Raw genomic sequence first — 25,991 nt, forward strand, 5'->3', positions numbered from 1 at the left:
ACCCCAACACCGCCATGTTCAACAAGCCCACCATGACCGATGCCGAGTGCTCTCCGTGGCCTCCCGTCCTGTGGTTCACGCCGGAAGTCCAGTCCGGTATCAAGGCTGCTGCCGATCTCGCCTTCGGGCCTGAGACCAGCGCCTCCGACCTCGAAGTGCCTGCTCACGATTTCCTGAGCGAAGACGACTTCATCATCGAGTAGTTTCCGTCGCGTGCTTCGCGTTGCGTTTTGAATGACGCAGCGTTGCCCATATTCCGGCTTGTCAGCCGCACGGTGCTGCCCATGATGGCGGCTCCATGAATCTCCGCCTAGTCCGACTTTTTCTTCTTTCTGCCGCGCCCCTGGCGCTCACCCTGAGCAGTTGCATCTCGCTGGACAAGCTTCCCAAGGTGGATCTGCCCGTACTTCCGAAGATGAAGGTCCCCTTTGTGGGGAATGATGCGACCGCCCCGGTCAACGATCCGCAGGTTCCCTGGTCCCTGAAGCAACCTCTTGCCCATGGCCACACCCTCGACCTCGCGGTGTACGCCGGCCAGCGCTCACCCGCGAAGGTCTTCGTGGGCGCAGTCATGGTGGATGAGCACGGCAAGGTGGACCTTGGCAAGTACGGCTCCTTCAAGATCGGCGGCAAGACGGCCTCCCAGGCAGTGCGCGAAATGGAAGCGGCTTTCCGCAGAAAGCGTGGGGAGTCCCTCATCACCATGCAGCTCATCTCCGTGGAAGGCACCCAGCTGCTCACTGTCCACGGCGCGGTGAAGCACGAAGGCGTGATCCAGTATTTCGGCGGCGCCAATCCTTCGAACATTCTCCAGTACATGGGCGGACGTGATGAACGTGCCACCGGCCGTGCGGTCTATGTCACGCGCAACGGCGTGCGGGCTTTCCATTCCGACTACCTGAATCCGGACATCGAACTGGAAGCAGGAGATGTGGTGACCTACTCCGACGCGCTGTAAGCTCCACCACCTTCCCCTGCAGCATGCCCGGCGACAGCTCTCCCTTCGACACTCCTCCACCAATCATCGGCATCATCCCGTTGCGGATTGGTGCCGGGGCGCTGCTGCTCTACATGCATGCCTGGCAGGGGGCGACACTCGCCTGGCAGCACGTGTGGAATCAGCAGGCGTGGGACTTGATCGCCACCATGGAGAAGGCGGGCTTCAGTCCGCTGATGGGAAAGATTTTCGGGGCAGCAGCCGCTGTGATTGCAGCCTTCACAGCAGTGAGCTGGATCCTGGGATTTGTAACCCGTTTTTCCTCCGTGGTCTTCATGCCGGTGGTGCTGGGAGCGCTCTGGGTGTGCAACAAGACGGACCTGCCTTTCCGTGCGGAGGCTGCGGTGCTCTACTTCCTTGTCGCAGTCACCCTGCTGGTAAATGGCTCCGGCTGGCTGGCCGTGGACACGCTCTTCAGCTTGCGGCAGGAGCAGAAGAAATCCGACCGCATTTTCCTCTAGCGCTGCGAACGCGGGAATGCGATGACCCTGCCATGGCAGGATCCGGAACGCATCCCGCGTGGACACGATGGCAAATCCCCTCCGCATTCTGGCTGTAGATCCCGCGCTGCGGTGCACCGGCTACGCCGTGCTGCATCACGAGGGCGGCCAGACACGCGCGGTGACCTATGGTGTGATACAGAATCCCGCAAAGATGCTGGCTTCAGGCTGCCTCGTGGCCATCCGCGAACGCCTGGCGGAAATCATCCGCGAGCACCAGCCCACCGAGTGCGCCGTGGAGGCCACGATCTATGTGCAGAGCTTCCGCACGGCCATCACACTGGGCAGCGTGCGCGGCGCGGTCCTGATTGCCGCCGCAGAGCACGGTCTCGCCGTATACGACTATGCGCCGAGGGAAGTGAAACAAGCCGCTGTGGGCAAGGGTGCAGCGGCCAAGGAGCAGGTCGCCTTCATGATGCGCTCCATCCTGCGGCTGCGTGAGACCCCTCCCGCGGATGCCGCAGACGCACTCGCGGTGGGCCTTGCCCACTTGCAGGCGACGTCCGGAAAAGTCGCCACCGGAACCACGCGGGAGCGGGTTTAGAGCACTACCCTCTACCCCCGGCGGCAATCCGGTCGGGGCTCGTCTCGCGAAAATAAGCAGGTCTGCGTAGAGCCAGGGGCGCGGTTTCTTGCGAAGATCGATCAACTGCCCGTCTATTTGCCATGAATGCCACACAAATGCGCACAGACAATCTTTCCCATGTCCAATGGCGTGTGAGGTTTCTGAAGAGCCTGCTGAAGGTACACCGCTCCATCCCGCAGTGGAACAGCTATGACTGGCTCCTGCAAGAAGCCGACTACATCCAACGCATTGCCCAAGCAGAACGCGAGCTGACGGCCAAAGGCGGATGAGTTCGTAGGCCACCGCTACCCGGCAGTTAGTCGGGAAAGTCGTCACTTTCCCGCTGCGGTCGATGGGGCCACCTCGTCCAGATCGAGTTCCATCATCTTCCCACGACCACCTTTCATTCCCGTAATGTGGTCCGCCACTTGAGGATCCAGGTACAGGGGCTGGAGTTCATCCGGCACGTCAGGAATCAGCTCTATGGCATAGCGTCGGCAGGCGGGCGCCCCCATGCCCGCTCCAAGAATGGCGATGCGATAAGGTCCCTTTCGATGCCCGTTGACGGTCAGCCAGAGAGATTTGCCATCCAACCCCACCAGGGACTCCCGGAAACACGTCCACTCCGGGTGCGGCAGAAGATGAAGTTGCGCGCTCATGGCAGCCATCCAGTACGACGGCGGAAGATGGTAACGAAGCAAGAGACCGACGCCTTGCTTTCCCGATACGCATTTTGTCTCCCATTCGGTGGTGGTGGCGTGTCACTATTTTCCACGCCCGTTCCCAAGACTGCAAAAAAAACTGCCCCACTTGTGAGCTGAAGCCACATTCGCGAATGTAGCCATATGGCTGCCACGTAGCAGAATCCCGTCTCCCGCCATGTACCAAAACCTTGCCATCTACATCAACGATCACCTTGCGGGATCCGTCGCTGCACTCGCATTGATCGACGACATGAGCGATGCGCTGGATGATGCCACGCTCAAGTCCTTCCTCGCCGAACTCAAGGAGGAGATCACCGAAGAGCAGCAAGTGTTGAGGATTCTGCTTCAAGCGAATGATTACAAGGAGGGCGCTATCAAGAAGGCCGTGGCGTGGCTGGGAGAGAAAGCGAGCTCCCCGAAGTTCGGAGGCACGAAAAATGATCACCAGGGGCTCGCCATCATGCAGGGACTCGAAATGTTGTACATCGGTATCACGGGCAAGCTCTTGCAATGGCACGCCTTCCAGGCAGCCATTGCACCCATGGTGGAGGCATTGGGATTTGACCTCCATCAACTGCAACAACAGGCGGAAAAGCAACGCTCCACCGTAGAGGAGTACCGCCTGGTGTATGCTCGCCGGGCATTCAGCGGAGTGATGGACTGACTCCCCGATAAGGTAGCTACCTGATGGCCGGCCCCGCTAGAATGGACGCTTCGCGGGCCATGAAACAGTTTCTAGTCACCTTCAAACGAGGCCACCCCCAGCATATAGAAGCGGAGGGGTATCATCAACACGAGGGGCGGTATGAGTTCTTTGGATGTGCTCAGGTGCCCGTAAGGAAGACCTTTGATCGGGCCGCTGTCGCTGAGGTTGTGGAGGTCAAGCATGGACCATCGCGCGATTCAACAAGTGTGACCCGGCAATCCGGACTCAGGCACTTCACCCCCGGTAGCACTTATGAATCGTAGCGATATTCCCACGGCGTCGGCACCCGTCCACCAGCCCAAGATCCATGTGGGCAGGATAGCAGCAGGGTCGGTCCTTTGTGTATTCGGCATTATTCTTCTTCCGACTGTGGCCATGACAGCCGCTGGTGTCGCCTTGTGCATCGTAGGCCTCTGCCTCATCGCCATGGCCTTCGCGAATCGCAAGTACGGCGCCTCCCATACAAGGCGCGGAAGCTAAGAACACCGACAGGCATGGATTCCCGACCCGGTTCACCGTGCCTCACCAAACCGACAGGGCATCGCCGGACGATTCTGTCTTTAGAAACGCGGCGTTTCGCGTCGCGCACTGTGATTACGAACCCCTAACTATCAATCGTCATGGACTTCCTCTGGATGCTCTTGATTGGCCTGCTTGTAGGTGCAGTCGCCAAGTTTCTGATGCCGGGCAATGACCCGGGTGGCATCATCGTCACGATGTTCCTGGGTGTTGCTGGAGCGTTTGTTGCCGGCATGCTCGGTCGCGGTCTTGGATGGTATGGCGAAGGTGAACCCGCAGGCTTCATTGCCTCGGTGATCGGCGCCATTCTTCTGCTCGTCGTGTACCGCCTTTTCACCGGCGGTGGACGCCACGTGCACCACTAGCACGCATCGAAGGTCTGCCAGCCTGTTGGCTGGTTTCTTGTGAACTGGCTGGAGGATGAAATCTCCAGCCGGTTTTTTTTATACCTAGGCATCCCGCCACGGGCACGTGGTCAAGTGATCGTTCACCATGCCAACTGCCTGCATCCATGCATAGACAATTACCGGCCCTGCAAACTTGAACCCACGTTCCTTCAGTGCGGCAGACATCTTCACGGAGGCAGGAGTTTGCGCAGGCACTTGGGAGGTGGATTTCCATGCATTGCGCTTGGGTTTGCCTCCGGCGAGCTCCCATAGAAATTCGGAGAAATCGATACCCTCCTCCCGCATGGCGAGATAGGCTTTGGCATTGCCGATGGTGGCCTCGATCTTTGCACGTGAGCGGATGATGCCAGGATCCGCCAGGAGGCGCTTCACATCCTTCGCGCCGTATCGGGCGATCTTCTCAGGATCAAATCCCTGGAAGGCAAGGCGGAAAGCGTCGCGCTTGCGCAGGATGGTGATCCACGAGAGCCCCGCTTGGAATCCATCCAGCACCAGCTTCTCCCAGAGCGCCCGGCTGTCATGCTCGGGGCGTCCCCACTCCTCATCATGGTAGGCGGCCATGAGAGGGTCATTGGCAGCCCAGGTGCAACGCTTCTCCGGTGCTCTCTTGGAGGATGTCTTCTTCATGACGTGAGGAATGCTGCTCTCGCTCGGGCCCGCGGGAGCATCACGCAAAGCGCCTGTCTTTGGAAGACTGAACCGCGAAAAGAAGAAGAACTTGGGACGGCCGGTGTAAGCCGGATTTTGTGCCTCCAGCCTTGCGGCTGGAGGTGGCGGTCATTTCTCTCGACACACCCGCCACCGAAGTGACTGGTGCACGCCCCGCTGACGCGGGATGCGACTAATACCCGGAGTTATCCATCCCGCCGGAGCGGGACTTGCGGCCAGGGCGGGCCATTTCCCCTGTTATGTCTTGCACCGCGTCGGGTTTGTCCTGCCTCCTTCCTTACAGTCGGAGCGGTGGGCTCTTACCCCGCCTTTTCACCCTGGCCTGCGGTGCCTTGCGGCGCCCGCTGGTGGTATGTTTTCTGTGACACTTTCCGTGACCGGTCGCTTGCGCTTCCAGCCCCCATGCTTGCGCACGGCACGCTGCCCTGAGGTGTCCGGACTTTCCTCTGCGGGTCCGTGTTTCCACGAATTCGCAGCGACAGCCTCCGGCCGACCCAAGAGGGCAACATAAGGGAAAAGGAATAAGGGGCAAGGGATAAGGGACTTCCGTTGGTTGAGCAGAAGTGTGGCTGAAATGGTCGATCTCAAAATTGCGTGCCATCACTTGGGGCTGTGCTAGCCTGAGTGGTCTGGCAGCGCCTGCCTCCGTCTGCGCCCCAGTTCGTCCCCTTTCCTCACCCCATGGCTGAAACGACCTACCCCTGGCAGAGCAACCGCCGCGCGGCCTTCCGCGTGGAGCGGTGGTCATGGTCGGCCTTGGGCTGGTTGCTGGTCGCCTTCACCCTGGCGGTCGGCTTCCACTGGTGGCTCTTCTACTTTTTCAGCAATGTGGACTTTGGCCGGAACATGCTGCCCAAGGCCAGGGTGCTGGAGCGCCCCGAACGCATTGCCATCAATCCGGATGCGCTGAGGGACCAGAAGCCCATTCAGGACATCCCGGACATGATCGCCCCCTCCTCCACCGAGCCGAAGGTGAAGGCAGATTTCCAGGACATCGTGGACATGCTTCCAGATGACCGGGCCATCGACCTCACCACGAGCGTGGACAAAGTGACCAACTTCAGCGTGCCGGACAGCGATCCCAAGGCCTCCACGCCCGCCTCTGCTCCTTCCCTGGCTGCGATCGCTGATGCCCTTCCCGGTCCGGACCTCGCAGAATCCATGAGCGCCATCAAGAGTTCGGCGCTTGAGGCTGCCGTAAGCCCGAATCAACTGGTGCTGCCAGGCAAATCGCTGGAAGAGCAAATTTCCGGGCTCGATGGCAAGCTCCTGAAGGACATGAACCGCAAGAGCCAGGCCGGCGACGGGCGGCAGAAGCTGGCGGGCTTCAGCAACCTCGAAGACCTTCTCGCCAAGGGTGGCAACGTGAATGCCAGCACAGCCCCCATCATGCTGCCCACCGACCTCCTCTTTGAATACAACAGCGACCAGCTAGCGGACGGTGCGCGCCTGAGCCTGATGAAACTCGGCTACCTCATCCAGAAGAATCCCAACAACCAGTTCATCATTGAGGGACACACGGACACCACCGGCTCGGATGCCTACAACTTCGACCTGAGTCAGCGCCGCGCCAATGCGGTGGTGAACTGGCTCATCACGTCGCTCAATCTCAGTACAGACCGCATCCGCGCCATCGGCATGGGTGAATCCAGGCCGCTGCCAAGTGTGAATCCGAACGGGTCCCCTGAGGAGCAAGCCCTCAACCGACGGGTAGAAATCAAAATCCGCCCACTGCGCTGATCAGCCACACCAAGGACGATGGGGGAGACCAACGGTGAAGCGCGCAAGAAGCGCATTGATGTCCTGAAGTCAGCGCTCTTTCGCTGGCTGGTGTACCTGCAACTGCTGGGAATCGTCATCTTCATCTATGTGAAGTTTGGCGGGATGCTTATCCAGCAGACGAACTACACTCCGAAGGACATCCACGGCGGCGACCAGTCGCACAACATGCGGCTGGCCACCCAGACGGCGCCGGATCTCTCTCCCGACTACGGCAAGGGATTCACGCGCGCGCTTTCCGATTTCTTCCCCCGCCGCACAGACGGTGTAGTGCAGCCCCTGTGGCCCTGGGTCGCCGCATGGCTGGTGAAGCCGGGACACACCATCACGGAAGAGGACATGGTGGCAAAGCGGGTGACGGAGCCGGAGTATACCCTCTTCAACCGGGGACGGTGGTTTAATGTATTCTTCACAGCGACGTTCCTCGCCTGCCTGGGCATTGCCGCGGCGCGTATTTTTTCCATTCCGGCAGCCCTGAATATCGTGCTGCTCGGTGGTTTTGGCGCATTGCTGCCGCGAGCAGTCTATTTCCAGCCGGAGCCGTTGTATTTCGTCTTCTTTTTCCTCACGTGGGTGGCCTGTGTCTCCGCTCTGAAACACAACACGCTGTGGATCTACGGACTCATCGGCGTGCTCAGCGGCGTGGCCTATCTGACCAAGGCGTCTGTCACCCCCATGCTGCTCGTCTTTGTGGGCGTGAGCACGTTGCGTTGCTTTTGGGAGATGCTCAGCGCGCGTCGCCGTGGCTTCACGCTGAATGACACCAACCTCTGGCACTGGAGGAACCATCTCGTAGGTGTGGTGATGCTGGCGATGATGCACCTGCTCACCGCCGGGCCGCGGCTAGCCTATTCGCAGGAGCATTTCGGCAGCATGACACACTCCTTCCCCGCCTACTGGATGTGGATGGACAAGTTTGACCCGGACTGCGTGGTGTGGATGGATCAGCACAACACCCGGGACGAGTTGGAAGCCATGCTTCCGGCAGACAAGCCCTCCCTCGGCAAATACCTCAAGACCCACACCCGCGAGGAGTTCGTCACCCGTCTGAAGGACGGCACATGGAACCGTGTCACCGAATTCCTCTGGCCGAAACAGACGAAGCGGAGCAAGAACATCGAGAATCAACGGCCCTGGCGCGGGGTGCTGGAGTGGCGTGGTATCTACCTGGGCGTCCTGGCGGTCGTGTTGGGGGGACTGCTCATCGCCCTGCAAAGCGCCACACCGCGCCCGGAGCATGCGGGGCATGTCGTCTTCCGCCACGGCACGGTGACCACCCTGCTCTTCGTGGTGGGATGTCTCCTGATATACTCCTTTGCCTACGGATGGTACGCGCCCATCGCGCGGGGCAGTGGGGACCGCTTCATGCTCTCCATGTACCTACCGCTGGTCTTCAGCCTGATCTGGGGAGCGGAGTCCATCGTCAAGCGCATCCGGCGCCGGCAGGGCAGCCCGTGGATTTCCCGGGCGTATCTTGCCACCCAGTGGATTCTCTTTCTCGCCATCGCCTGGCGTTTTGTGGAAATCCTTCGCACCCCTTTGTTTTCCAACCTTTGATTCCCCAGCATGGCGGCTTCGTCTCCCAGTCTCCTGCTCTGTTTTGACTTCGACGGCACGCTCGTGCACCACGAGAGCGACCCTGCCTTTCATCCTGCCATGGGTGACATGCTGCGCGACTTCCGCCGCCGCGGCGCTGCCTGGGTGGTGAATACGGGACGAAGCCTGAGCCAGACGCTTGAAGGCCTGGCCCAGCACAACATCTTCATGCTGCCGGACTACATCATTGCACAGGAGTGCGAGATCTACCGGCCGGGATTCTTCAGGGCATGGACCGACTTCGGAAGCTGGAACTCCCGCGCACGGCGGGCGCATGACCACTTCATGGAAAAGCATGTGCGCTTCCTCAATGGGATCCAGGAGCACGTGCGTACACAGACGCATGCGGAATTCCTCAGCGGAGACCTCGGTCAGGTAGGCATCGTGGCGCGAGATGAGGCCGAGCTGGATGAAATTTGTGTCGTCATCGAAGAATGGCGCGCCGAGCAGCCGGACATCGGGTACCACCGCAACGGACGCTACCTGCGCTTTTCCCACGCGGATTTCAGCAAGGGCACGGCGCTGATGGAACTGGCCCGCCTGCTCAAGGTGCCCCGCGAGCGGATCTTCGCCGCTGGGGACAATCACAACGATCTCTCCATGCTGGACCACCGGGTGGCTGGCTGCATTGCCTGCCCCTCAAACTCGCTCGACGCCGTGAAGGCACACGTGGAAGCGCACGGAGGCTACCTCGCCAGCCGGACGGCCAGCGAGGGCATGATGGAGTCGCTGAACTACTACTTCCCGGCCGGGCAGGCCCAGCAGCGACCGCGCCGGTAGGTCTGCGGCCCCATTTCTTCAGGGTTTCGAGGCGCTTGATGAGGCGCTCTTGGAGGCCTTCTGCGCTTCTTTCAGGAGGTCTTCGTACTCCTTCACGCTACCGTAGCCAGTCCGGGCGGCGAGCTGGGTTCCATCTGGAGCCGCCACCACGACGAAGGGAAGCGTTTTGCCCTCTACTTTGAACTTGCTGCGGAAGGCCTGGGAGGTGCTGGAGTCGTCGCAGTTGGCATCCACGTAGACGTACTTGGACTCGGACAGGCGGAGGGATCGGTCCTTGATGTAGCCTTTGAGCGCCTGGCAGTTGCCGCACGCCTCCCGGCCATACTGGACGAACAGGAGTTTGTTTTCCGTCTTGGCTTGAGCAAGTCCGGCATTGATGTCGGTAAGCTTGTCACGATCAGCACCTTGGCTGGTTCCAAGCAAGGCGCACACGGTGAAAAGAGCAGCGAGGAGGCGTGTTTTCATAGGCGTGGGTGGTGAATTTCATCCCATGCATGCTCCAAAAATAGCTTTCAGAACAGAAAATGTTTCCATTTGACGGACCTTGGAGCCGGGCTAGGGTGATGACCCGCTTTTCAGAATCTTTAATTCCCAACCCGTCCCCGTTTCCCATGCCCGAAGTTCAGGTCAAAAAAGGTGAACCTGTAGACCGCGCCCTCAAGCGTCTCAAGACCAAGCTCGAATCCGAAGGCATTCTGGACGAAGTGCGTCGTCTGCGCGCTTTTGAAACTCCCAAGGAGAAGCTCCGCCGCAAGGCCCGTGCTGCCGCGAAGCGTGGCAAGATCCGCTTCCGTTTCACGATGAACCGTCCCGCCGCTGGCGAGAAGGCTGTGGCCGCCGAAGCTCCCGCTCCTGCCGCCCAGGCCTAAGCTGCCCGGACAGAAATTTCTTTTCCAAAGAACCCTTCCGCAATGCGGGAGGGTTTTTTGTTTTTGTGGAGTGCCTGCACGGAGGCGGCGCATGAATATGGGCGCAGGCTTTCTCGCACCGGGCGGCAACACCCTCACGCCCGCACCCACAAACGAGCCCGGCGACGAAACACGACGCACGCAAGTCCCGCGAGCAAGAGCAATGCCCGGCCTGGCTCAGGGACAGCGGCGATGTTTCCAGAGGTCGTGAACCGGCTGAAGTCCCAGAACAGGCCTGTGCCTGACAGGTCAGGCAGATCGAGATCCGTACCTTCGTCGCCATTGCCGGTGAGATAGCCACCGTTGAAGGTGAACCCGGAGAAGTTTGAGGTCACGAGGTTGCCCCAGTCCATGAGATTGATCACGTCGCCGTAGGCAGGCGTGTAGCCACTGCTCACGACGCTCAGCTTCCCGGTGACGGTGATGAAGTCGAGATTGTAGCCCGTGCCGGCATCAGGATTGTTGAAGACGAGCCGGTCGTGGGCTCCCACGCCGCTCACGCCATCAACCATCGCATGGTACTCGGTTGAGCCGATGGTGATACCGGTGAGATTCAGTCTGGAAGTGGCACTGCTGATGCCGAGAATCACATTTCCCTGAATGCTATGCGTGCTGCCTGAAGCAGCGGCGGGAGTAAAGGTCAGGGTACCATGCGACGAGTCTGCCACGCTGTCACCAGGGCGGATGTTTGTGCCACTGGCAGCGGTGAAAGTGTTGCCGCGAATCACTCCTGTACCCAGGATGGTGCTGCCGCTGTTGGCAATCGAGACTGCACCGGTGCCAGTGGTACCGGTGCCGCTGCTGCCGACCTGAAGAGCACCGCCGCTGACGGAGGTGGTTCCCGTGTAGGTATTGGCGGCGGTGATGCGCCAGGTGCCGTTGCCCTGCTTGCTCAAGGTGGCGATTCCGGTGATGATCGACGCAAAGGTGTTCGTGGCTCCGGTATAGCTACCGCTCAAGGTCAGCGCGATACTGCCATAGGTGCCGGTGTTGTTGAAGTGCAGTGCTCCAGTTCCATTGTTGGTGATCCCGGCACTGCCCGTGGTGTTGCCTTTGAAGAGGCGATCCGTGGAGCCCCCGACGCCGATGTTCGTGATCCCCATGAAGCTGGCGGAGCCTGCCAGAGTCACATCGCCCGTGCCTGCGCCAAAGCTGCTCGCCGTGCCCCCATTGGCCAGGGTGGTGAAGATCAGGTTCGTCTGGGTGACTGCCACTGCGCCCGTGAACGTGTTGGCGCCGCCCACCGTGATCGAGCGGCTGCCAGAGCCTGCCTGGAACGTCACATTGCCGCTCCCCGTGATGACGGCATTGGAAAGATTCAGCCCGCTGGTGGCATTGGTTTGCACCGACAGGTTCTTTCCGTTGGTATCGATCTCCACGCCGCTGGAAACGGTCACCGTGTTCGCCAAGGCCAGGGTGGCATTGGCCCCGAGTTGGATCTTGCTCAAGGAGAGCGTTGAAGCCGTGCCGGACGCAGCGTTAAGGCCTGATGTGCCGAGGATCAGCGTGCCTGAACCACTGAGCGAGGTGCCGGCCCCCATCGTCGCACCCAGCACCGAGTATGTGCCTGAGAGTGATGGCTGGTTCGCGGCGGCCACGATGGCCGCGATGTCACCCGTGAGGTTGTTGGCCGGAGCCACGTCGCCAGACCAGTTCAAAGGGTCGGCAAAACTGGTGCCATTGTCACCATCCCATGTGACCGTACCACCTTCCGAAGAAAGCGGAAACCAGAGCAGCATGACGACAAGAATGTGGCAAGTAAACGGACGTGCTGGGGCCTTCATTTTGGGACGGTCGAAATCCGACGCCCTGCAAGCAGGACGGCCACCAGTTTCCGCATCGCGATGCTTTTCACATGTCGCGAAAATTCGCTACACGCCCACGAACGCGTCATGGGTCGCGATTCGGCCCGGCCTGTGCGAAGGTTCCTATGTGAGATGAACCGCTTACCAGATTGCTTCTTCTGGATCCTTCTGCTGCTGGCTTTGATGGCGGGAAATGCGCATGCCCAGTTGTCATGGCAGATGATGGAGCCTCTGGCCATCGCCCCTCCCGCCAAGGCAGGCCGGCAGATCATCCGGCTGAATGAACCCGTCTCCGCCAAGCGCCTGCGTATCTCGCTGACTCTTCAAGCGTCTGCCCCTGGGCCTTCCTCATGCACTGTGAGATTTCTGGCCACCACGGATGGAAATCCCAGCTCTGGCAGCGCATGGCGGCCCATGTTCCCATCGAACTTTGGCGCGAGTCAGGGATCGCTGGCGCGCTCTGGCGATGGCATTGAACTTCGCAACTTCATGGACGCCACGCAGCTGGGCGTGGATGCGGGTCTTCCGGCCAATGACATTACCGGACTGGCCATCGACATCCGCAGCCTGGACGGGACCCCCTCCGACCTTCGAATGCCATCGCTGCGTGTCGAACGCGCCACAACTCTCACCACCAATGTGGCGCTTGGATGCCCCGTACAGATCACGTCACAGGGCAGCCATGCCGTCTCCGCCGGTTTTCTGACGGACGGACAACTCGATGACGTGGTGTCTTTGAATTCCACACGGAAGTTCACGGTCGATCTGAAACAGCACCGGAACCTGGATCACGTGAGCATCCGCCTGCGCTCCACAGCCATGGGCAGAGCGACCACGCCTGCCATGCGGCTGGAGGTCTATGACTCGAACCAAGACGGCGCATTACCCATCTGGCGCTCCGACGCACGCGCGCAGGCCATCTCCTCAGTAGTTAGCAACGACTCCCTCGTGCTCATCCGGGCAACAGGCGGTGAAGGCACCTTTGCGGGGCGCTATCTGAAGCTGTCCGCTGTAGAGGAGCAAGCCGTGCTGGAGGTCACTGAGATGGAGGCCTATGAAATCATGGTTCCGCTCGGCGTGGTGATGACAGCACAAGGACGAAGCACACGGGCGACGACGTCCCTGACCGTCCCCGCCGGCGCGACATGGATGACCTTTGCCATCGAACACCCCCAGCCTGAAGATCCCGTCACACTCGGAAGGCACTGGAGGATCTTGGGATTTCACGACGAGTGGCTCGCAGGCACTGCCAGCGCCGAGGTGGAGAGTCGCTGTCCCCCGCCTGGAGAGTATGAGTTTCAGGCGCAAATCCGCCAATCGGACGGCGAGTGGGGCGATGCCAAATACCGTGTGCCTCTCATCGTGCCCGTGCCGTTCTGGCAACGCGGAGGTGTGCTGGGCACCCTAGTTGCACTCGCCATCATCCTGGCCGCCGGGCTGGCCTGGTACATCGGCCGCCGCATCATGGCGCGGCGTGTCGCAGAGCTGGAACGGCGCAATGCGCTGTCCAACGAACGCGCCCGCATCGCACGCGACATGCACGACGCTGTGGGGTCTCAGCTCACCCAACTTGCCGTATTGCACGAAATCGTGGCCGAGGAACTGGCTCTCGATGACACTGCGCGCGGGCGGCTGAAGCAACTCACGGACACCGCCCGGTCCAGTGTGGCCGCTTTGGATGCTGTGGTATGGGCCGTAAATCCGAGGAACGACAATCTCGCGAACATGGCGGGCTATCTCACCCAAGTGGCCCGCGAATATTTGACGCCCATGGGCATCGTCTGCCGCCAGGATGTGCCGAACGAGTGGCCGGAGAAGATCGTATCCTCCCACGTGCGTCATGAAATTCATCTGGCTTTCAGGGAAGCGCTGCAAAACGTGGTGAAGCATGCCCAAGCTACTGAAGTAGCCCTCACCCTGCGTCATACGGACGGACGTTTCACCGCAACGATCGCGGACAACGGCAAGGGACTGCCCGGAAATCTTGAAGGCATGGAGAAAAACGGCCTCGACAACATGCGACAGCGGCTCGCCTCCCTCGGCGGACATTGCCGCGTGCAAGATCGTCCAGGCGGTGGCACTCTTGTGGAACTGCAAGTCCCACTTTGATCTCCCGTGCCTGTCACCATCACCATGATCGAAGACGATGCGTCCTTCGCGGCGGCGCTTCAACGCTACTTCGCCCTGTCGAAGGAGGTGGAATGCCTCCAGCATCATCGCACCGCTGAAGCCGCGTTGGAGGCATTGCGGGGGAAAGTGCCGCACGTTCTGCTGGTAGATATCAACCTCCCGGGCATGAGCGGCATTGAGTTCGTGGGGCGCATCAAAGACCTCCATCCGCAGGTGCTCTGCCTCATGCTCACCATGTATGAAGAGAGCGGGCTGATCTTTGACGCGTTGAAGGCCGGAGCCTCCGGTTACCTGCTCAAGCGGACGCCGCCCAAAGAGGTCATCGCCGCCATCATGGAAGCGCACGGCGGAGGCTCGCCCATGTCACCGGAGATTGCACGACGTGTGGTGAGTTTCTTCCATCAGAAGCACACCTCGGCGACGACGGACATACCACCGGCCAACGCTCACATCGCCACGCTCGCACCGCGCGAAGTCGAGGTGCTTGATCTCCTCTCCAAAGGTTACCTTTACAAGGAGATCGGCGACCAACTCGGCATCTCCACCCACACGGTGAACACCCACATCCGACGCATCTACGAAAAACTGCATGTGCAGTCGCGCGGCCAGGCCGTGGCAAAGTATCGCGGGCTCGCGGAGCAGGGATAGTCCATCGACGTGCTGGCGATCTCCGGGGTGTTCCCCTGAGATACGCAGAATTTGATCCCGCAAAATTGAAAGTAGCAAAATGGCAGAATCGGAAGATGGATGCATGATGAGCCGCGCCGACCGCCTCGTGGAATGCACCATCCCGGTGTTACCGGTGCAGGATCTGAAACGCAGCATTGCCTTCTATACCGAGATCCTTGAATTCCGGCTCGACTGGGGCAGTGGTGCCAAAGACACCGTCTGCTCCGTGTCACGTGACGGATGTGCCATCATGCTGCAACAGAGCGAGGTGGCCGGGACGCCCGCCTGGGCATGGATCGGCCTGGAGGATGATTCCTTGTTCGATCTTTATGCCAGCAGAGGAGTAAAAGTGAAGCAGCCGCCGAGGAATTTCTCGTGGGCCTACGAGATGAAGTTTGAAGATCCTGATGGCAATGTGTTGTGGCTTGGCACCGAACCGAAAAACGATCTGCCGCTTGAAGACAGGCAAGAATCCTGAAGAAAGTTCACCTATGCGGAAGGATGGCTGAAGTGTCAGATTAAAGCTCTGCATCCTTCGCAAAGCCGCACTAGTCTACGCATGAAGAGCCACCTCCCACTTCCCGGTATGCGCACGCCCGTTCTCGCCACCTTCATGGCCTTGTTCGTATGCACCGCCGCACTCACGACCGAAACTTCGCTTGATGATGCCAGGCAGTGTTTCGATCGCTATGTGGCGCTCCAAGCAGCATTCGACCCCGCGGTCGCGGATCTGTACTCGGATGATGCCAAAATACAAAACACGCGAGTGATGCCAAGTGGTGAGAAACGCGTGATGACTCTGCCTGCGCCCGCCTACAAGGGGATCATCCGGCAGGTGATGCCTGTGGCGAAGGAGCGAGGCGATACCAGCAAGTACAGCGAGGTCAAATACGCGAAGGAAGGTGATAAGGTGCGAGTGACCGCCACGCGGTACTCCGAGCTGAAAAAGTATTCCAGCCCGCTGTCACTTCTTGTCGGCCCCAACAAGGACGGTGCGTGGCTCATTCACGAAGAACTGTCTGAGTCGCGACCTTGATGCCCCGTTCAGGAGGATGCCGCTGATTGGCGAGATTCTTCGTGGAAATCTGGCGGAGATCTGAAAGGATGTCCCGGTTTCGCCAAGAAACCCTGCACCCCAACCCCCTATAACGTGGACCGTACTTCGAAGATCGTTCTTGCCGTCGTGTTGTGCCTTGTGTTGTCCGCCGGATGCGCCTGGATCATCTGCACCCGCATGACGGGCATTCCAGGCGTTACGGCAGCCCCCCTCATTCCTGTCATGGTGGGATGCTTCCTTGGCTCCGCTGTGGCAACCGCCCTGCTGAACATTCTGGATGCCACGAGGGCAGCGCTGCTGGCCTCGGTGCTCGTCGCATGTGGGCTTGTCATCATCCCGGTGCTGCGGAAGCTGGAACTTCCCAAGGCTGTCCCCTACACGTTCTCAGCCTCTTTTTTTGTGGGCTTCTTCTGCAGCAGGCTGACCTACAAGGAGGATTGATTGAGTTCGGGGCATGACACGTGTCACGCGCCAGGCAACTCTCTGACGCGTGAAAGTCATCGTCATCGTCAATGGCTCCCTCGATTGGAGCTCCTGTTTTCCGGGCTGTGATGTCCGGCAGGTTTTTCTACAAAACAGTAAGTGGCCCATGTAGTACGGACGTCTGAAGCTCGTTCGGAAACATGAAGAGCGGGCATCGCTGCCCGCCCATCACCATTTACAACACCGACGAGAAATGCAGTTCCAGGGGATTACTTCACCACCTGGAATCCCCAGCCACTGCCGGAGGACTGGATGATGACCTGGCCACCCTTGTGATGATGGTGCCCGGAGGAGTGCGCATGACCGTCGTGGATATGCACGGGCTTGCAGGTGTGACTGCTGTTGCAGCCGCAGGAACTTGGGTACTGGGTCACCCAATGGCCAACCGGTTGACCGCAATGGTTGTACCCATGGACGTGGAAGTAGGCGTAGATGGGCTGGCCGCAGGGGGTGTAGCCAGTGAGACGATAGTGGTTGCCGCCAGCCTGGGCGGTAGTGAGGGGAATGAAGGAAAAGGCACCAATCGCACTAAGAAGCACAATGAGTTTTTTCATGGAAGGATGATCTTGTTGACGCTGGGATTCGACGCGTCCCTCCAGAACTTTGTTCGGGCATTTGGAAAACTATTGCCTGTCACGCGATGGGACAGCTTTTACAAGGGGTCCCTCTGACGCCGGAAAGGTGAAACGCAAAGCAACGAAGCAGCAGAAGGAAATGCGATTTACACCAAGATGGAAAAGCATCTTGGAACTCATCCCAGTCCTCGAGGTCAGCTCTGAGTCTGTGGGGGTATCAGCTCCCACTCAGGAGACCACACCGACCCACTTCCTCACGCTACCCGTCCTGCTTGCTAGAACCCCACTGCGTGCAGCAGCTTCACCATCCAGTAGCCAAGGATTCCGGTGATGGGCAGGGTGAGTACCCACGCCCAAAGGATGCGGCCTACGATGCCCCACTTCACAGCACTGAAGCGGTGCGTGGCGCCCACCCCCATGATGCTGGTGCTGATGACATGTGTCGTTGAAAGCGGAATGCCGAGCTTGCTCGCGGTTTCAATGATGATGGCAGCGGTTGTTTCCGCCGCGAACCCATGCACCGGCATGAGTTTCACCATTTTGTGCCCCATGGTCTTGATGATGCGCCAGCCACCTGCCGCCGTGCCGGCGAACATGGTGATGGCGCAAAGGATCACCAGCCAGATGGGGATGGGTGACTCTTTGCCCAGGGTATGCATCTTCAGGAAGCCGTAGCTATCCGGCAGGCTTTCGAACGCGCCGCTGCTCGTGGCTGTGAACATGGCCAGCGCGAGAATGCCCATCGTCTTCTGCGCATCATTGCCGCCGTGGCTGAAACCCATGAAGGCCGCACTCGCGATCTGCAGCCGGCCAAAGATCTTGTTCACGGTACTGGGACGGCTCTTTTTCAGGAGCGCCATGAGCATCCACATGATCAGGCCACCCAGGAAGAAGCCAATCAGGGGCGACAGCACCATGGGTTTGATCAGCTTGGGCCAGAGGCCGTTGCTGCCTTCATGCCAGATGAGGGCAGACCATCCACCGGAAGTGGCAATGGCAGCGCCACAGAGCCCACCCACCAGAGCATGGCTGGAGCTCGAGGGAAGGCCGAGCCACCACGTGAGCAGATTCCACACAATGGCCCCAATCAGTGCCGCGAGCACCGTAGGCAGCGTGACGATGCTGGCATCGACAAAGCCACCGCTCACGGTCTTGGCCACAGCGGTGCCCATGAGCGCACCGATGAGATTGGTAGAGGCGGCGAGCAGGATGGCCTGGCGTGGCGTCAGCACCTTGGTGGAGACCACGGTGGCGATGGCATTCGCCGTATCGTGGAATCCATTGATGAACTCGAAGGCCAGCGCCGCGATGAAGACGCAGATGAACAGCGTGAGCATGACGCAGGCCTAGGAATATTTCAGCACCACCTGGAAGACGACGTTTCCGGCATCGCGGCACCGGTCGATGGCGCGTTCCAGCAACTCGTAGAGGTCCTTGAGAATGATGACCTCAATGGGCTCTATCTTGCCGTTGTAGAGCTGCTTCAGCAGATCCATGAGCATCTTGTCGCCGTCACCTTCAATGTGCTGCAGGCGATCCTGCATGTCCTGGATTTGATCGATCGACGCCTTCTTGCGGAGGAGCCCCACCATGCTGATAACCTCGTTTGTGGCCTGCTCCAGCAGTGAGATCTGCTTGGACACGATGTCATGGGTGAACTGCACGGGGCAGACGGAAAGCCGCTCCGCAATCTTCTCCACCGTCTTGGGGACCTTGTTCAGCGCGCTGTTCAGGGACTCGATGTCCTCGCGATCCAGCGGCGTGATGAAGGTTTTGCACAACTCCTCGGTAATGCCCTGAGTCAGCTTCTTGTGCTTGCGCCGGCTCTGGCGAATGGCGTCGAGCTGGGCACTGGTATCACCTCCCAGATGGGGAATCACATCCTTGAGAAGGAGAGCGCAATTGCGCGCTTCTGCCGCACTGGCCTCCAGCAAGGTGTAAAAGGTGTCGTCTTTCTTGAAGAGGCTGAACATGGGTGGGGCGGGAGTGAATGGCGGGTGGTCAAGTGACATTTGGTGACGGTTTTGCAAGCTGGTTTTCGGGTTGGCCGCCTCCTGCCAGCACTTCCGGCGCGAAATCTGGACAAACTCGGCGACCCACCCCCGAGCCCGGATTGACACCCCTCCCCCACTCCCGCAGCATGGCCGCATGTCAGCCCGAAATCGCGAACTCATCCGCCACGCCGCCGACCTGAAGCCGGATACACCCTGGAGCGACACCATCTGGGCCTGGACGCCCGAGGAGTCCCTTGTGGACCATCAGACCAAGGCGCGGCTCTGCGTGGCCACCCTGCTGCCCTTCCAGGACAAGAAGCCGGACTGGGATGGATTCATCCGCAGCATCGCCTGGATGCGGGACAGCGCTGCGCACTACGGCGTGGAGGTGGCCTTCGTATTGAATGCGGACACGGGCTACATCTTTGACCTTTCCCTGGACGAGTATCGCGAGGTCCTGAAGCGCTTCCGGGAAGCCTTCCCCGACCAGCGTTTCCTGGCTGGAGTTACCGGCCCGGACGCAGGCGCCACCGAGTTCAAGGCGGAGCGCTACCTGCCCATGCTGGAGGCGGTGCAGCAGTACGACAACTGCGAGGCCATGCTCATGACCTCCCGCACGCTGAACGTGCTGGACCCTGAGCGCCGCCGGGATGCCTACTTCCAGATTGCGGAGCACCTCACCGTACCGGGCATTGTGCACGCCCTGGAGCCCTCCTTCGTCCCATGGGCCACGCCGTACGAGCCGTGGCTGCTGCATGAGCTGGCACAGCATCCGAAGTTCGTCGGCGGCAAGATCTCCACACTCGACGAGCCGCACTTCCTCTACTGGGCGGCCATGTGCAAGGGGCTGAACCTCGACTTCGCGCCGCACAGTGGGGATGACTTCGGCATCTGCACCGCCATCCGCCTGGGCCTGCCACTGCTCATCGGCGCTGGGGTGAGTGCCTGCCCGCTCATCTGCGCCGCCAGAGACATGTGGCTGGACGATTCCTGCCCCGCCAAGACGCACCGTACCGGGCTGGGAAGCGGCTTTGACACGCGTGTCTACAAGCTCTTTGAGGCCATCCAGTCCTTCGAGGATCTTGTTTTCCGTCTGGATGAACGAATGAGCGCCTCGGCGTACAAACACAGCACTGCCCACGTGCTCCACGCACTCGGACTGATTGCCTCCCCGGAGGCGCACCCGAACTGCAAGGATCTCCGGGGCGGGAACGAAGCCGCTCGCATGGCGGAAGCCATGCGACGTCCCCTACGGATGGCTCAGCGGCTCGGGGTGCCAGATTTTCCGTCCAATTCCTGAGGGGATGGCGATTCTAAGGTGGACAAGAGGGTTGGCAAATCTAGACAAAAGCTGAACGCTTTTAAGAAAAATCTAGACAAAACCCAAACAGTCCACCATAGTACCCCCACTGTGAAAACGATGCTTACCCCCGCACGACGCAACCGTGCTGTTCGCACAGTTGCTCCCGCCGCCCCCGTGGTGGCCGAGGATGTCTCGTACGACATCGACCTCCTTCAACGTGTAGGCCGCCGCGATGTGGCCGCATTCCAGGAGTTCTATCGCAAATTTAACGGCCTCCTGTACTCGACCATCCATCGAGTGCTGAATGACCATCAGGACACGGAGGACATCATGCAGGAGGTGCTGATGCAGATCTGGCAGAAGGCCCATCTGTATGAGCCCGGCAAAGGCAAGCCGCTCACCTGGGTGACGACTCTGGCCCGCAACCGCGCCATCGACCGTATCCGCGCCAAGCAGCGCCGTAGCAAGCTGAACGACGACTTTGAGCAGGAGCACAAGACCGTGCAGCCGGAATTCGACGAGGACACCAGCGATCTGGTCACCTCGCACGAAAACGACCGCATGGTACAGAGCGCGGTGATGGAGCTCACTCCGGAACAGCGCGAGGCCATCCAGCTCGCCTACTTCAGCGGACTGACGCAAAGCGAAATCGCGGAAAAGCTGAACGAGCCCCTCGGCACCGTGAAGGCCCGCATCCGCCGTGGCGTGCAGCGCCTGGAGTCCTCCGTGAGACGCAGAATGTAACACGGAGCATTCACCTGCTTAGATAGGATTGAAGCCGCATCCGTGAGGGTGCGGCTTTTTTGATCTTTCCAAGTCACACTTGGACAGCGCTTTCACCAACAGAATCACCACTTGCCTGCCCCATGGCTGTGGAGATGCTCCCCACCAATCACCATCTCGCATGAATCCAACGGCGATCACAGCCCACCTGGGAAAACCGCTTTTCAGCAACAAGGAGGGACACGCCTGATGGCTTGGGTCGCTCTGAACTGTCCTCAGTGCTCGGCGCCGCTGCCGCGAGTGGCCATCTGGCGCTCGGTGAAATGCGCCTCCTGTGGTGCATTGATCACGCGGACGGAGTCGGTGGTCAATCGGGACACCTTCCGCCAGTCGTTGATCCGGGCGCGGCAGCATGCGGGTGCCTTCGGCGGAGATCTGGAGTGCGGCGGCGACAGCTACCGCCTCATGCAGCACCTGGGAAATGGCGAGATCTCACAGGTGTACCTGGCCCAACGACTCGGACCGATGCCCTTCCTCGCGACCATCAAAGTCTCGACGGCTCCAACAGCCGCGAGGCAGTACGCCCGCGAAGCGGAAATCCTGCGCGACCTGCAAGCGGCAGAGAATGGAGCGGCCAGCGCCTACTGCCTCCAGCACCTGCCCGTGGTGGTAGCCCAAGGAGTCGTGGCGGGCAGCTCCGCCAAACACGCTCTGGTGATGAAGCACCCCAATGGCTTCTGGGGCAGCCTGGCGGCTCTGAACGAACGCTTCCCCCAAGGTCTGGACCCACGCCACGCGGTCTGGATCTGGCGACGCCTTCTGGATGTGCTGCAGTTCATCCATGCGCAGGGCTGGTCCCATGGAGATGTGAGGCCAGAGCACGGGTTGGTCCACCCCGCCGATCATGGCGTGCGGATGATCGGCTGGGGCTCTGCTCAAAAGAGTGCCAGTACGAAGGACCAGGGACGGGATCTCCAGCGGAGCGCGAGAGTGGTGCTGGTGCTGCTCAGCGGCAGCGGAGCGCATGGCTCTCTCCCGGGCACCGTCCCCAGGGAACTGAGTCAACTGGTGACCCAGGCAAGCGAGGACGAGGCCTTCTGCCGCCAACACGGCGCGGCCGGACTGGACAGTCTGCTGCGATCTACGGCGCGATCTGCATTCGGCCCACCTTCCTTTGTGCATCTCGCCGTCTGATTCACCCCAATTCCAAATCTTTTCACCACATAACACTTATGGGTTACGGAAACTACTCACACGCTGCTCACGTCGCACTCACCGCAGGTCGCGCGCATCAATCGCGGAACGAGGTCTTCAGTCAGAGTCAATGCCATGCCTTGATGAACCCCAAAGGGCTCAAGGTTCGCGAATGCCGGGACAGCGCTGACCACCCGAATTCAATCGGAATCGCGTTCGCCCTGGATGTGACTGGTTCCATGGGCGACATCCCCCATCTGCTGGCCAAGCAGGAGCTGCCAAACCTGATGAAGTTGCTCACTGCCTGCAACGTGGAGGATCCCCAGCTCATGTTCATGGCAATCGGAGACGCCACTTCGGATCGCGCTTCGCTGCAAGTGGGCCAGTTCGAAAGCACGGCGGAACTCATGGACCAGTGGCTCACCTGGAGCTACCTCGAAGGCGGTGGTGGCGGTACCGGCCATGAAAGCTATGAACTCGCCTTCTACGTGGCGGCCCAGCACACCGACATGGACAACATGGTGAAGCGCAAGAAAAAGGGCTACCTCTTCCTCACGGGCGATGAACTGCCCTATCCCACCATCTCGCGTCATCAGGTCGAAGCGCTGCTGGACGAAAAGCTCGACGAGGACATCCCCATTGAAGAGGTGATCGCCGCCGCCGCGGAGAGCTACCACCTCTTCTTCCTCATCCCGGATCTGCAGCGCGCGAAACGGTGTGAGGCACGCTGGAGGCAACTCCTCGGCGACCACACCATCTGCATGGAGTCACCCAGCGATACCTGCGCCGTGGCCGCCGCGATTGTGGCGCTGACGGAAAAACGCATCACGGATCTCGACGCGCTGGCCAAGACCCTGTCAGACAACGGCTTCACTCGCGAACATGTGGGTTCGACCATCCGCGCTATCCAGCCCTATGCGGCCCTGCTGCATCTTGGACCTTCGAAGTCCTACCATGCACCCGTGACGAACGGGAGCAGCTGGTGGAAGCGTTTGTTCGGTTAATGGCACCTTGCTGTGAACGCAACACGCTACGCTTCAGTGCTGGGCCTCGGCTTCGGTGACTGCGGCAAGGGGCATTTCATCGATGCACTGACGCGTCGATGGCAGGCCCACACCGTGGTACGCTTCAATGGTGGTGCCCAGGCAGGGCACAATGTCGTGACCTCTGCCGAGGGCGCCACGCCGGCGCGGCACCACACATTTTCGCAGTTTGGCTCCGGAACATTCGTGTCTGGAGTGCATACGCTGCTGCTCGACCCGGTCGTGGTCCATCCCACGGCGCTCCTGGTGGAGGCGGAGGCGCTGGGCCGCAGCGGTGTGCACGATGCCCTCACGCGTCTGGCCATTGATGGCCAATGCCGCATCACCACGCCGTTTCATCAGGCCGCGAATCGACTGCGTGAACGTCTTCGTGGCATCGCAGCTCACGGCACCTGTGGCGTGGGCGTGGGAGAAACGGTGCGTCACTCGTTGGAGTACCCTGCACAGGTGCTGCGCTATGTGGATCTGTTGCCAGCCACCGCAGTGGATGCGCGGTCACAGGTGGACAAGGCGCAGGCGATACGGGAGACTCTTCTCGAGGAGCTGTTACCTCAATGCGCGGCAAGTAATGCCTGTGGTCTGGCAGAGGAGCTATCAATCCTCCAAGATGAATCGCTGGCGGGACGATGGTTGAATCATTGCCGGGCGTTGGCTCGGCAGTGTCCTCCGGCCCCAGCAGAGGAAATTCACCGGCAATTGACCCAGCCAGGATGCGTGCTGTTTGAAGGCGCTCAAGGTGTCCTGCTCGATGAATGGCGCGGTTTCCATCCGCATACCACTTGGAGCACCATCTCGACCGAAGCTGTTGACGGTGTAGCCGCCCACTTCGGGCTCGACTCCCCCATCGAGCACTATGGCGTCCTGCGCAGTTATCTCACGCGCCATGGCACGGGTCCGATGCCGACCCATGACTCCTCCCTTGATGCCGTGCTCCCTGAGCCGCACAACCACGCAGAAGGCTGGCAGGGACAGTTCCGCCGTGGACATCCTGACGCCGTGCTCCTGCGCTATGCGCTTGAGGCCGTGGGAAAATTGCAGGGCCTGTTGGTCGGCCATCTCGACATCTTCCAGCACGGAGTTTCGCTGAAGTGGTGTGAGCGCTATGTGACCGGGTCAGCTTGGGGAAGTTCGGACCTCATCGAAAGACTTCCCTTGAGCAGTGGCCAGGATCTGGAGCATCAGTCGATGCTCACGAATCTGATGGCGCGCGCAGAACCGCAATACGACGCCAAGTCACTGAACTCAGCAGACGCTTTGTTGGAACGAATCACAAGTGTCGCCCGGCTGCCGATCGCTTGGTGTTCTCACGGGCCCTGTTCGAATCATGTGCGTGAGTGCCGATGAAAACGCGGCATCGTTTCAAGAACGCCGATTCCGCTCCCAAACCACCCCACCAACAACCTTTGACCAGTCCACGAAGCGACCGTCCGCTGCTTCATGAACTGTCACGAGGTATCCGATGGCACCAGGAAACTCGTTCTACAAAACGGTCAATTCGGGTTCTCACATGGTTCATCGTCACACCAGCGCGCGTCCAAACGGATCTTTCCGCAGGCCCATGCCCGTGACAATGGCGTCGATGAGGGTCCACATGCCGAGACCGCCACACGTGAGCAACTTCACCACGCCCGTGCCGGGGCTGCCGAGGTAAAAGTGATCCGCGCCGAAGCTGCCCAGCAGTGCTGCGAAGACGAAGGCCGTGCTTTGGCTCTTGTCCGAAGTGCCCACGTGATCCCGCAGCAAAGGCCGACCCTTCGCATCACGCAACAGCCCCATGCCAATCAGATAGAGATCCACGATGTACCAGACAAAGAGACCGCCAAAGGTCAGCAGCTTGAGCAGGCCCATGAGAGGCTGGCCCAGATAGAAGCGGTCGACGCCGAAGGGACCGAGAAAGAAGGACAAGAGAAAGGCCGATGACTGACGCTTGTCACTGGTGGATGACTGATGCGTCGACGTTGCAATCGTATACCCGCTTTCCGCACGCTGATGACCGGGAAAATTCTGCACCGTGATGGGCGGGTACGCCGCGGGTGGATCTTGCACGGAAGGAGATGGCTCACTCCACTGCGTTTGCGACGCGTCATGCGGCTCCTCGCGACGAATGGTTTGCAGGTGGTCCAGCGAAGCCGCCTCTTCCACAGGATGGGAAGAATTCTCGAAGGAGGGCAACGGACCTCGGTACCACGTCTGCGTTTCATCCGTGGCAGGAAGATCCATGGGATCCGCTGGTGCGGAGGATGCGGGCGACTCCTCAGCAGTATACGTTCCGTCTGAATCCCCCGTGGGAAGCGTGAGCACACCGTATTGTTCCCCCATTTGCAGGGTCACAGGAAGCCTGGCCTCGAATTCTCTTCCCCAGTCACCACCATCCCCCTGCCAGGCACCACCTTCACTATCGTCCAGGGAGGCAATGTAGACCTTGTCCGCACCATCCCACCGGATGGCGTAGGCATAATTGGGACCATCACTTAGCACAACATGCGAATCCGGTGCGTGACCTGCGATGATGATCGCTCCTGGCTCGACCTCCAGCATGCGTCGATCTCCATCTGCATGAAACTCCAGCAGGCACGCTGTCACCTCCTCCTGAGCCGCGGCTTCACCGACGAGATCCTGTGGCTCATAAAACATCAGGCTCGTGCCAAGGACATCCAACTCAAGGGGGAGCGTGGTGTCCTGCAGCACCTCATCCTCGGCATTCAGAAGCTGAATCCGCCCCGGCTCATCACGGACAAAGGAAAACAACACCTCCGGCACACCTTCGCCATTGATGGGAATGTGGCTGCCATCCGCACTGCCCACCTGGTGTTTGTAACCGAGTGGCACATAGATGCAGCGCCGCTGTCCCGCCATTTCATAGGCAATGAGCTCGTCCGTCATGG

General features: G+C 60.1%; 29 protein-coding genes and 1 other RNA gene. 21 read left to right on the top strand and 9 right to left on the bottom strand.

What is annotated here, in order from left to right:
* Positions 1-14 precede the first annotated feature (14 nt).
* The 5 genes from DES53_RS32650 to DES53_RS30090 all read left to right on the top strand — a co-directional run bounded on the left by DES53_RS32650 (position 15) and on the right by DES53_RS30090 (position 2,352).
* Positions 15-203, top strand: a complete 189-nt coding sequence (locus tag DES53_RS32650) for a hypothetical protein (protein ID WP_147263718.1) — start codon at positions 15-17, stop codon at positions 201-203.
* Positions 204-298: 95 nt separating this feature from the next.
* A complete protein-coding gene (locus DES53_RS30075) occupies positions 299-958 on the top strand; it encodes a polysaccharide biosynthesis/export family protein (protein WP_113962046.1) in 660 nt (219 codons plus the stop codon).
* A 23-nt stretch (positions 959-981) separates the two neighbouring features.
* The gene (locus DES53_RS30080; protein ID WP_113962047.1) at positions 982-1,458 is read left to right on the top strand and encodes a hypothetical protein; all 477 of its coding nucleotides are present in this window, start codon (positions 982-984) and stop codon (positions 1,456-1,458) included.
* A gap of 67 nt (positions 1,459-1,525) precedes the next feature.
* Complete coding sequence (gene ruvC, locus DES53_RS30085) at positions 1,526-2,041, top strand: crossover junction endodeoxyribonuclease RuvC (RefSeq protein ID WP_170157542.1); 516 nt, start codon at positions 1,526-1,528, stop codon at positions 2,039-2,041.
* A gap of 122 nt (positions 2,042-2,163) precedes the next feature.
* On the top strand, positions 2,164-2,352 hold the full coding sequence (locus tag DES53_RS30090; RefSeq protein WP_113962049.1) for a hypothetical protein: 189 nt from the start codon (positions 2,164-2,166) through the stop codon (positions 2,350-2,352).
* Positions 2,353-2,394: 42 nt separating this feature from the next.
* Here DES53_RS30090 and DES53_RS30095 read toward each other — a convergent pair whose 3' ends face one another.
* Positions 2,395-2,721 (bottom strand): hypothetical protein, encoded by a 327-nt coding sequence (locus DES53_RS30095; RefSeq protein ID WP_147263719.1) that lies wholly within the window; start codon positions 2,719-2,721, stop codon positions 2,395-2,397.
* Between the two features lie 220 nt (positions 2,722-2,941).
* Here DES53_RS30095 and DES53_RS30100 point away from each other — a divergent pair, with 220 nt between their 5' ends.
* Both DES53_RS30100 and DES53_RS30110 read left to right on the top strand, forming a co-directional pair.
* Positions 2,942-3,430, top strand: a complete 489-nt coding sequence (locus DES53_RS30100) for a hypothetical protein (RefSeq protein ID WP_113962051.1) — start codon at positions 2,942-2,944, stop codon at positions 3,428-3,430.
* A gap of 662 nt (positions 3,431-4,092) precedes the next feature.
* Positions 4,093-4,356: a GlsB/YeaQ/YmgE family stress response membrane protein gene (locus DES53_RS30110; RefSeq protein WP_113962053.1), complete on the top strand. Its 264-nt coding sequence runs from the start codon at positions 4,093-4,095 to the stop codon at positions 4,354-4,356.
* 84 nt (positions 4,357-4,440) lie between these two features.
* On the opposite strand, the gene DES53_RS30115 is transcribed toward DES53_RS30110, so the two are convergent.
* Together DES53_RS30115 and rnpB are read right to left on the bottom strand one after the other, a co-directional pair.
* The gene (locus DES53_RS30115) at positions 4,441-5,025 is read right to left on the bottom strand and encodes a DNA-3-methyladenine glycosylase I (protein ID WP_113962092.1); all 585 of its coding nucleotides are present in this window, start codon (positions 5,023-5,025) and stop codon (positions 4,441-4,443) included.
* 88 nt (positions 5,026-5,113) lie between these two features.
* Positions 5,114-5,564: RNase P RNA component class A (gene rnpB, locus DES53_RS30120), an RNA gene on the bottom strand.
* Between the two features lie 184 nt (positions 5,565-5,748).
* Here rnpB and DES53_RS30125 point away from each other — a divergent pair.
* The 3 genes from DES53_RS30125 to DES53_RS30135 are packed head-to-tail and all read left to right on the top strand — an operon-like array spanning position 5,749 to position 9,222.
* Positions 5,749-6,807 (top strand): OmpA family protein, encoded by a 1,059-nt coding sequence (locus tag DES53_RS30125; protein ID WP_113962054.1) that lies wholly within the window; start codon positions 5,749-5,751, stop codon positions 6,805-6,807.
* 18 nt (positions 6,808-6,825) lie between these two features.
* Positions 6,826-8,403 carry a hypothetical protein gene (locus DES53_RS30130; RefSeq protein ID WP_113962055.1) on the top strand — a complete coding sequence of 526 codons (1,578 nt, stop codon included), beginning with the start codon at positions 6,826-6,828 and terminating at the stop codon, positions 8,401-8,403.
* A 9-nt stretch (positions 8,404-8,412) separates the two neighbouring features.
* A complete protein-coding gene (locus tag DES53_RS30135; protein ID WP_113962056.1) occupies positions 8,413-9,222 on the top strand; it encodes an HAD family hydrolase in 810 nt (269 codons plus the stop codon).
* An 18-nt stretch (positions 9,223-9,240) separates the two neighbouring features.
* On the opposite strand, the gene DES53_RS30140 is transcribed toward DES53_RS30135, so the two are convergent.
* Positions 9,241-9,687: a thioredoxin family protein gene (locus DES53_RS30140; protein WP_113962057.1), complete on the bottom strand. Its 447-nt coding sequence runs from the start codon at positions 9,685-9,687 to the stop codon at positions 9,241-9,243.
* Between the two features lie 146 nt (positions 9,688-9,833).
* On the opposite strand from DES53_RS30140, the gene rpsU reads away from it, so the two are divergent.
* Entirely contained in the window at positions 9,834-10,091 is a 258-nt protein-coding gene (gene rpsU / locus DES53_RS30145) for a 30S ribosomal protein S21 (RefSeq protein WP_113962058.1), read from the top strand.
* Between the two features lie 134 nt (positions 10,092-10,225).
* Here rpsU and DES53_RS30150 read toward each other — a convergent pair whose 3' ends face one another.
* On the bottom strand, positions 10,226-11,869 hold the full coding sequence (locus DES53_RS30150; protein ID WP_170157543.1) for a beta strand repeat-containing protein: 1,644 nt from the start codon (positions 11,867-11,869) through the stop codon (positions 10,226-10,228).
* A 198-nt stretch (positions 11,870-12,067) separates the two neighbouring features.
* On the opposite strand from DES53_RS30150, the gene DES53_RS30155 reads away from it, so the two are divergent.
* From DES53_RS30155 to DES53_RS30175, 5 genes are all read left to right on the top strand, one after another.
* Positions 12,068-14,044, top strand: coding sequence for an ATP-binding protein (locus tag DES53_RS30155; protein ID WP_170157544.1), 1,977 nt, complete (start codon positions 12,068-12,070; stop codon positions 14,042-14,044).
* Positions 14,045-14,050: 6 nt separating this feature from the next.
* Positions 14,051-14,713: a response regulator transcription factor gene (locus DES53_RS30160; protein WP_113962060.1), complete on the top strand. Its 663-nt coding sequence runs from the start codon at positions 14,051-14,053 to the stop codon at positions 14,711-14,713.
* Between the two features lie 103 nt (positions 14,714-14,816).
* Positions 14,817-15,212 (top strand): VOC family protein, encoded by a 396-nt coding sequence (locus tag DES53_RS30165; protein ID WP_170157545.1) that lies wholly within the window; start codon positions 14,817-14,819, stop codon positions 15,210-15,212.
* Between the two features lie 108 nt (positions 15,213-15,320).
* Positions 15,321-15,770 carry a hypothetical protein gene (locus DES53_RS30170; protein ID WP_113962062.1) on the top strand — a complete coding sequence of 150 codons (450 nt, stop codon included), beginning with the start codon at positions 15,321-15,323 and terminating at the stop codon, positions 15,768-15,770.
* Between the two features lie 114 nt (positions 15,771-15,884).
* The gene (locus DES53_RS30175; protein ID WP_170157546.1) at positions 15,885-16,232 is read left to right on the top strand and encodes a hypothetical protein; all 348 of its coding nucleotides are present in this window, start codon (positions 15,885-15,887) and stop codon (positions 16,230-16,232) included.
* 251 nt (positions 16,233-16,483) lie between these two features.
* Here DES53_RS30175 and DES53_RS30180 read toward each other — a convergent pair whose 3' ends face one another.
* From DES53_RS30180 to DES53_RS30190, 3 genes are all read right to left on the bottom strand, one after another.
* Positions 16,484-16,828 carry a hypothetical protein gene (locus DES53_RS30180; protein WP_113962064.1) on the bottom strand — a complete coding sequence of 115 codons (345 nt, stop codon included), beginning with the start codon at positions 16,826-16,828 and terminating at the stop codon, positions 16,484-16,486.
* 296 nt (positions 16,829-17,124) lie between these two features.
* Positions 17,125-18,186, bottom strand: a complete 1,062-nt coding sequence (locus DES53_RS30185) for an inorganic phosphate transporter (protein WP_113962065.1) — start codon at positions 18,184-18,186, stop codon at positions 17,125-17,127.
* A gap of 9 nt (positions 18,187-18,195) precedes the next feature.
* Positions 18,196-18,822, bottom strand: a complete 627-nt coding sequence (locus tag DES53_RS30190; protein ID WP_113962066.1) for a DUF47 domain-containing protein — start codon at positions 18,820-18,822, stop codon at positions 18,196-18,198.
* A gap of 175 nt (positions 18,823-18,997) precedes the next feature.
* Between DES53_RS30190 and DES53_RS30195 the strand changes: the two genes are divergently transcribed.
* The 5 genes from DES53_RS30195 (at position 18,998) to DES53_RS30215 (ending at position 24,450) form a co-directional block, all read left to right on the top strand.
* Positions 18,998-20,143: a beta/alpha barrel domain-containing protein gene (locus tag DES53_RS30195; protein WP_113962067.1), complete on the top strand. Its 1,146-nt coding sequence runs from the start codon at positions 18,998-19,000 to the stop codon at positions 20,141-20,143.
* A 120-nt stretch (positions 20,144-20,263) separates the two neighbouring features.
* The gene (locus DES53_RS30200) at positions 20,264-20,890 is read left to right on the top strand and encodes a sigma-70 family RNA polymerase sigma factor (RefSeq protein ID WP_113962068.1); all 627 of its coding nucleotides are present in this window, start codon (positions 20,264-20,266) and stop codon (positions 20,888-20,890) included.
* A 228-nt stretch (positions 20,891-21,118) separates the two neighbouring features.
* On the top strand, positions 21,119-22,063 hold the full coding sequence (locus DES53_RS30205; protein WP_113962069.1) for a serine/threonine-protein kinase: 945 nt from the start codon (positions 21,119-21,121) through the stop codon (positions 22,061-22,063).
* A 38-nt stretch (positions 22,064-22,101) separates the two neighbouring features.
* Positions 22,102-23,067: a VWA domain-containing protein gene (locus tag DES53_RS30210; protein WP_113962070.1), complete on the top strand. Its 966-nt coding sequence runs from the start codon at positions 22,102-22,104 to the stop codon at positions 23,065-23,067.
* A 12-nt stretch (positions 23,068-23,079) separates the two neighbouring features.
* On the top strand, positions 23,080-24,450 hold the full coding sequence (locus DES53_RS30215; RefSeq protein WP_211325741.1) for an adenylosuccinate synthetase: 1,371 nt from the start codon (positions 23,080-23,082) through the stop codon (positions 24,448-24,450).
* A 174-nt stretch (positions 24,451-24,624) separates the two neighbouring features.
* On the opposite strand, the gene DES53_RS33640 is transcribed toward DES53_RS30215, so the two are convergent.
* Entirely contained in the window at positions 24,625-25,989 is a 1,365-nt protein-coding gene (locus DES53_RS33640; protein ID WP_211325742.1) for a TM2 domain-containing protein, read from the bottom strand.
* Positions 25,990-25,991: the final 2 nt, after the last annotated feature.

The organism is Roseimicrobium gellanilyticum (genome assembly GCF_003315205.1).
Taxonomy (GTDB): Bacteria; Verrucomicrobiota; Verrucomicrobiia; order Verrucomicrobiales; family Verrucomicrobiaceae; genus Roseimicrobium; species Roseimicrobium gellanilyticum.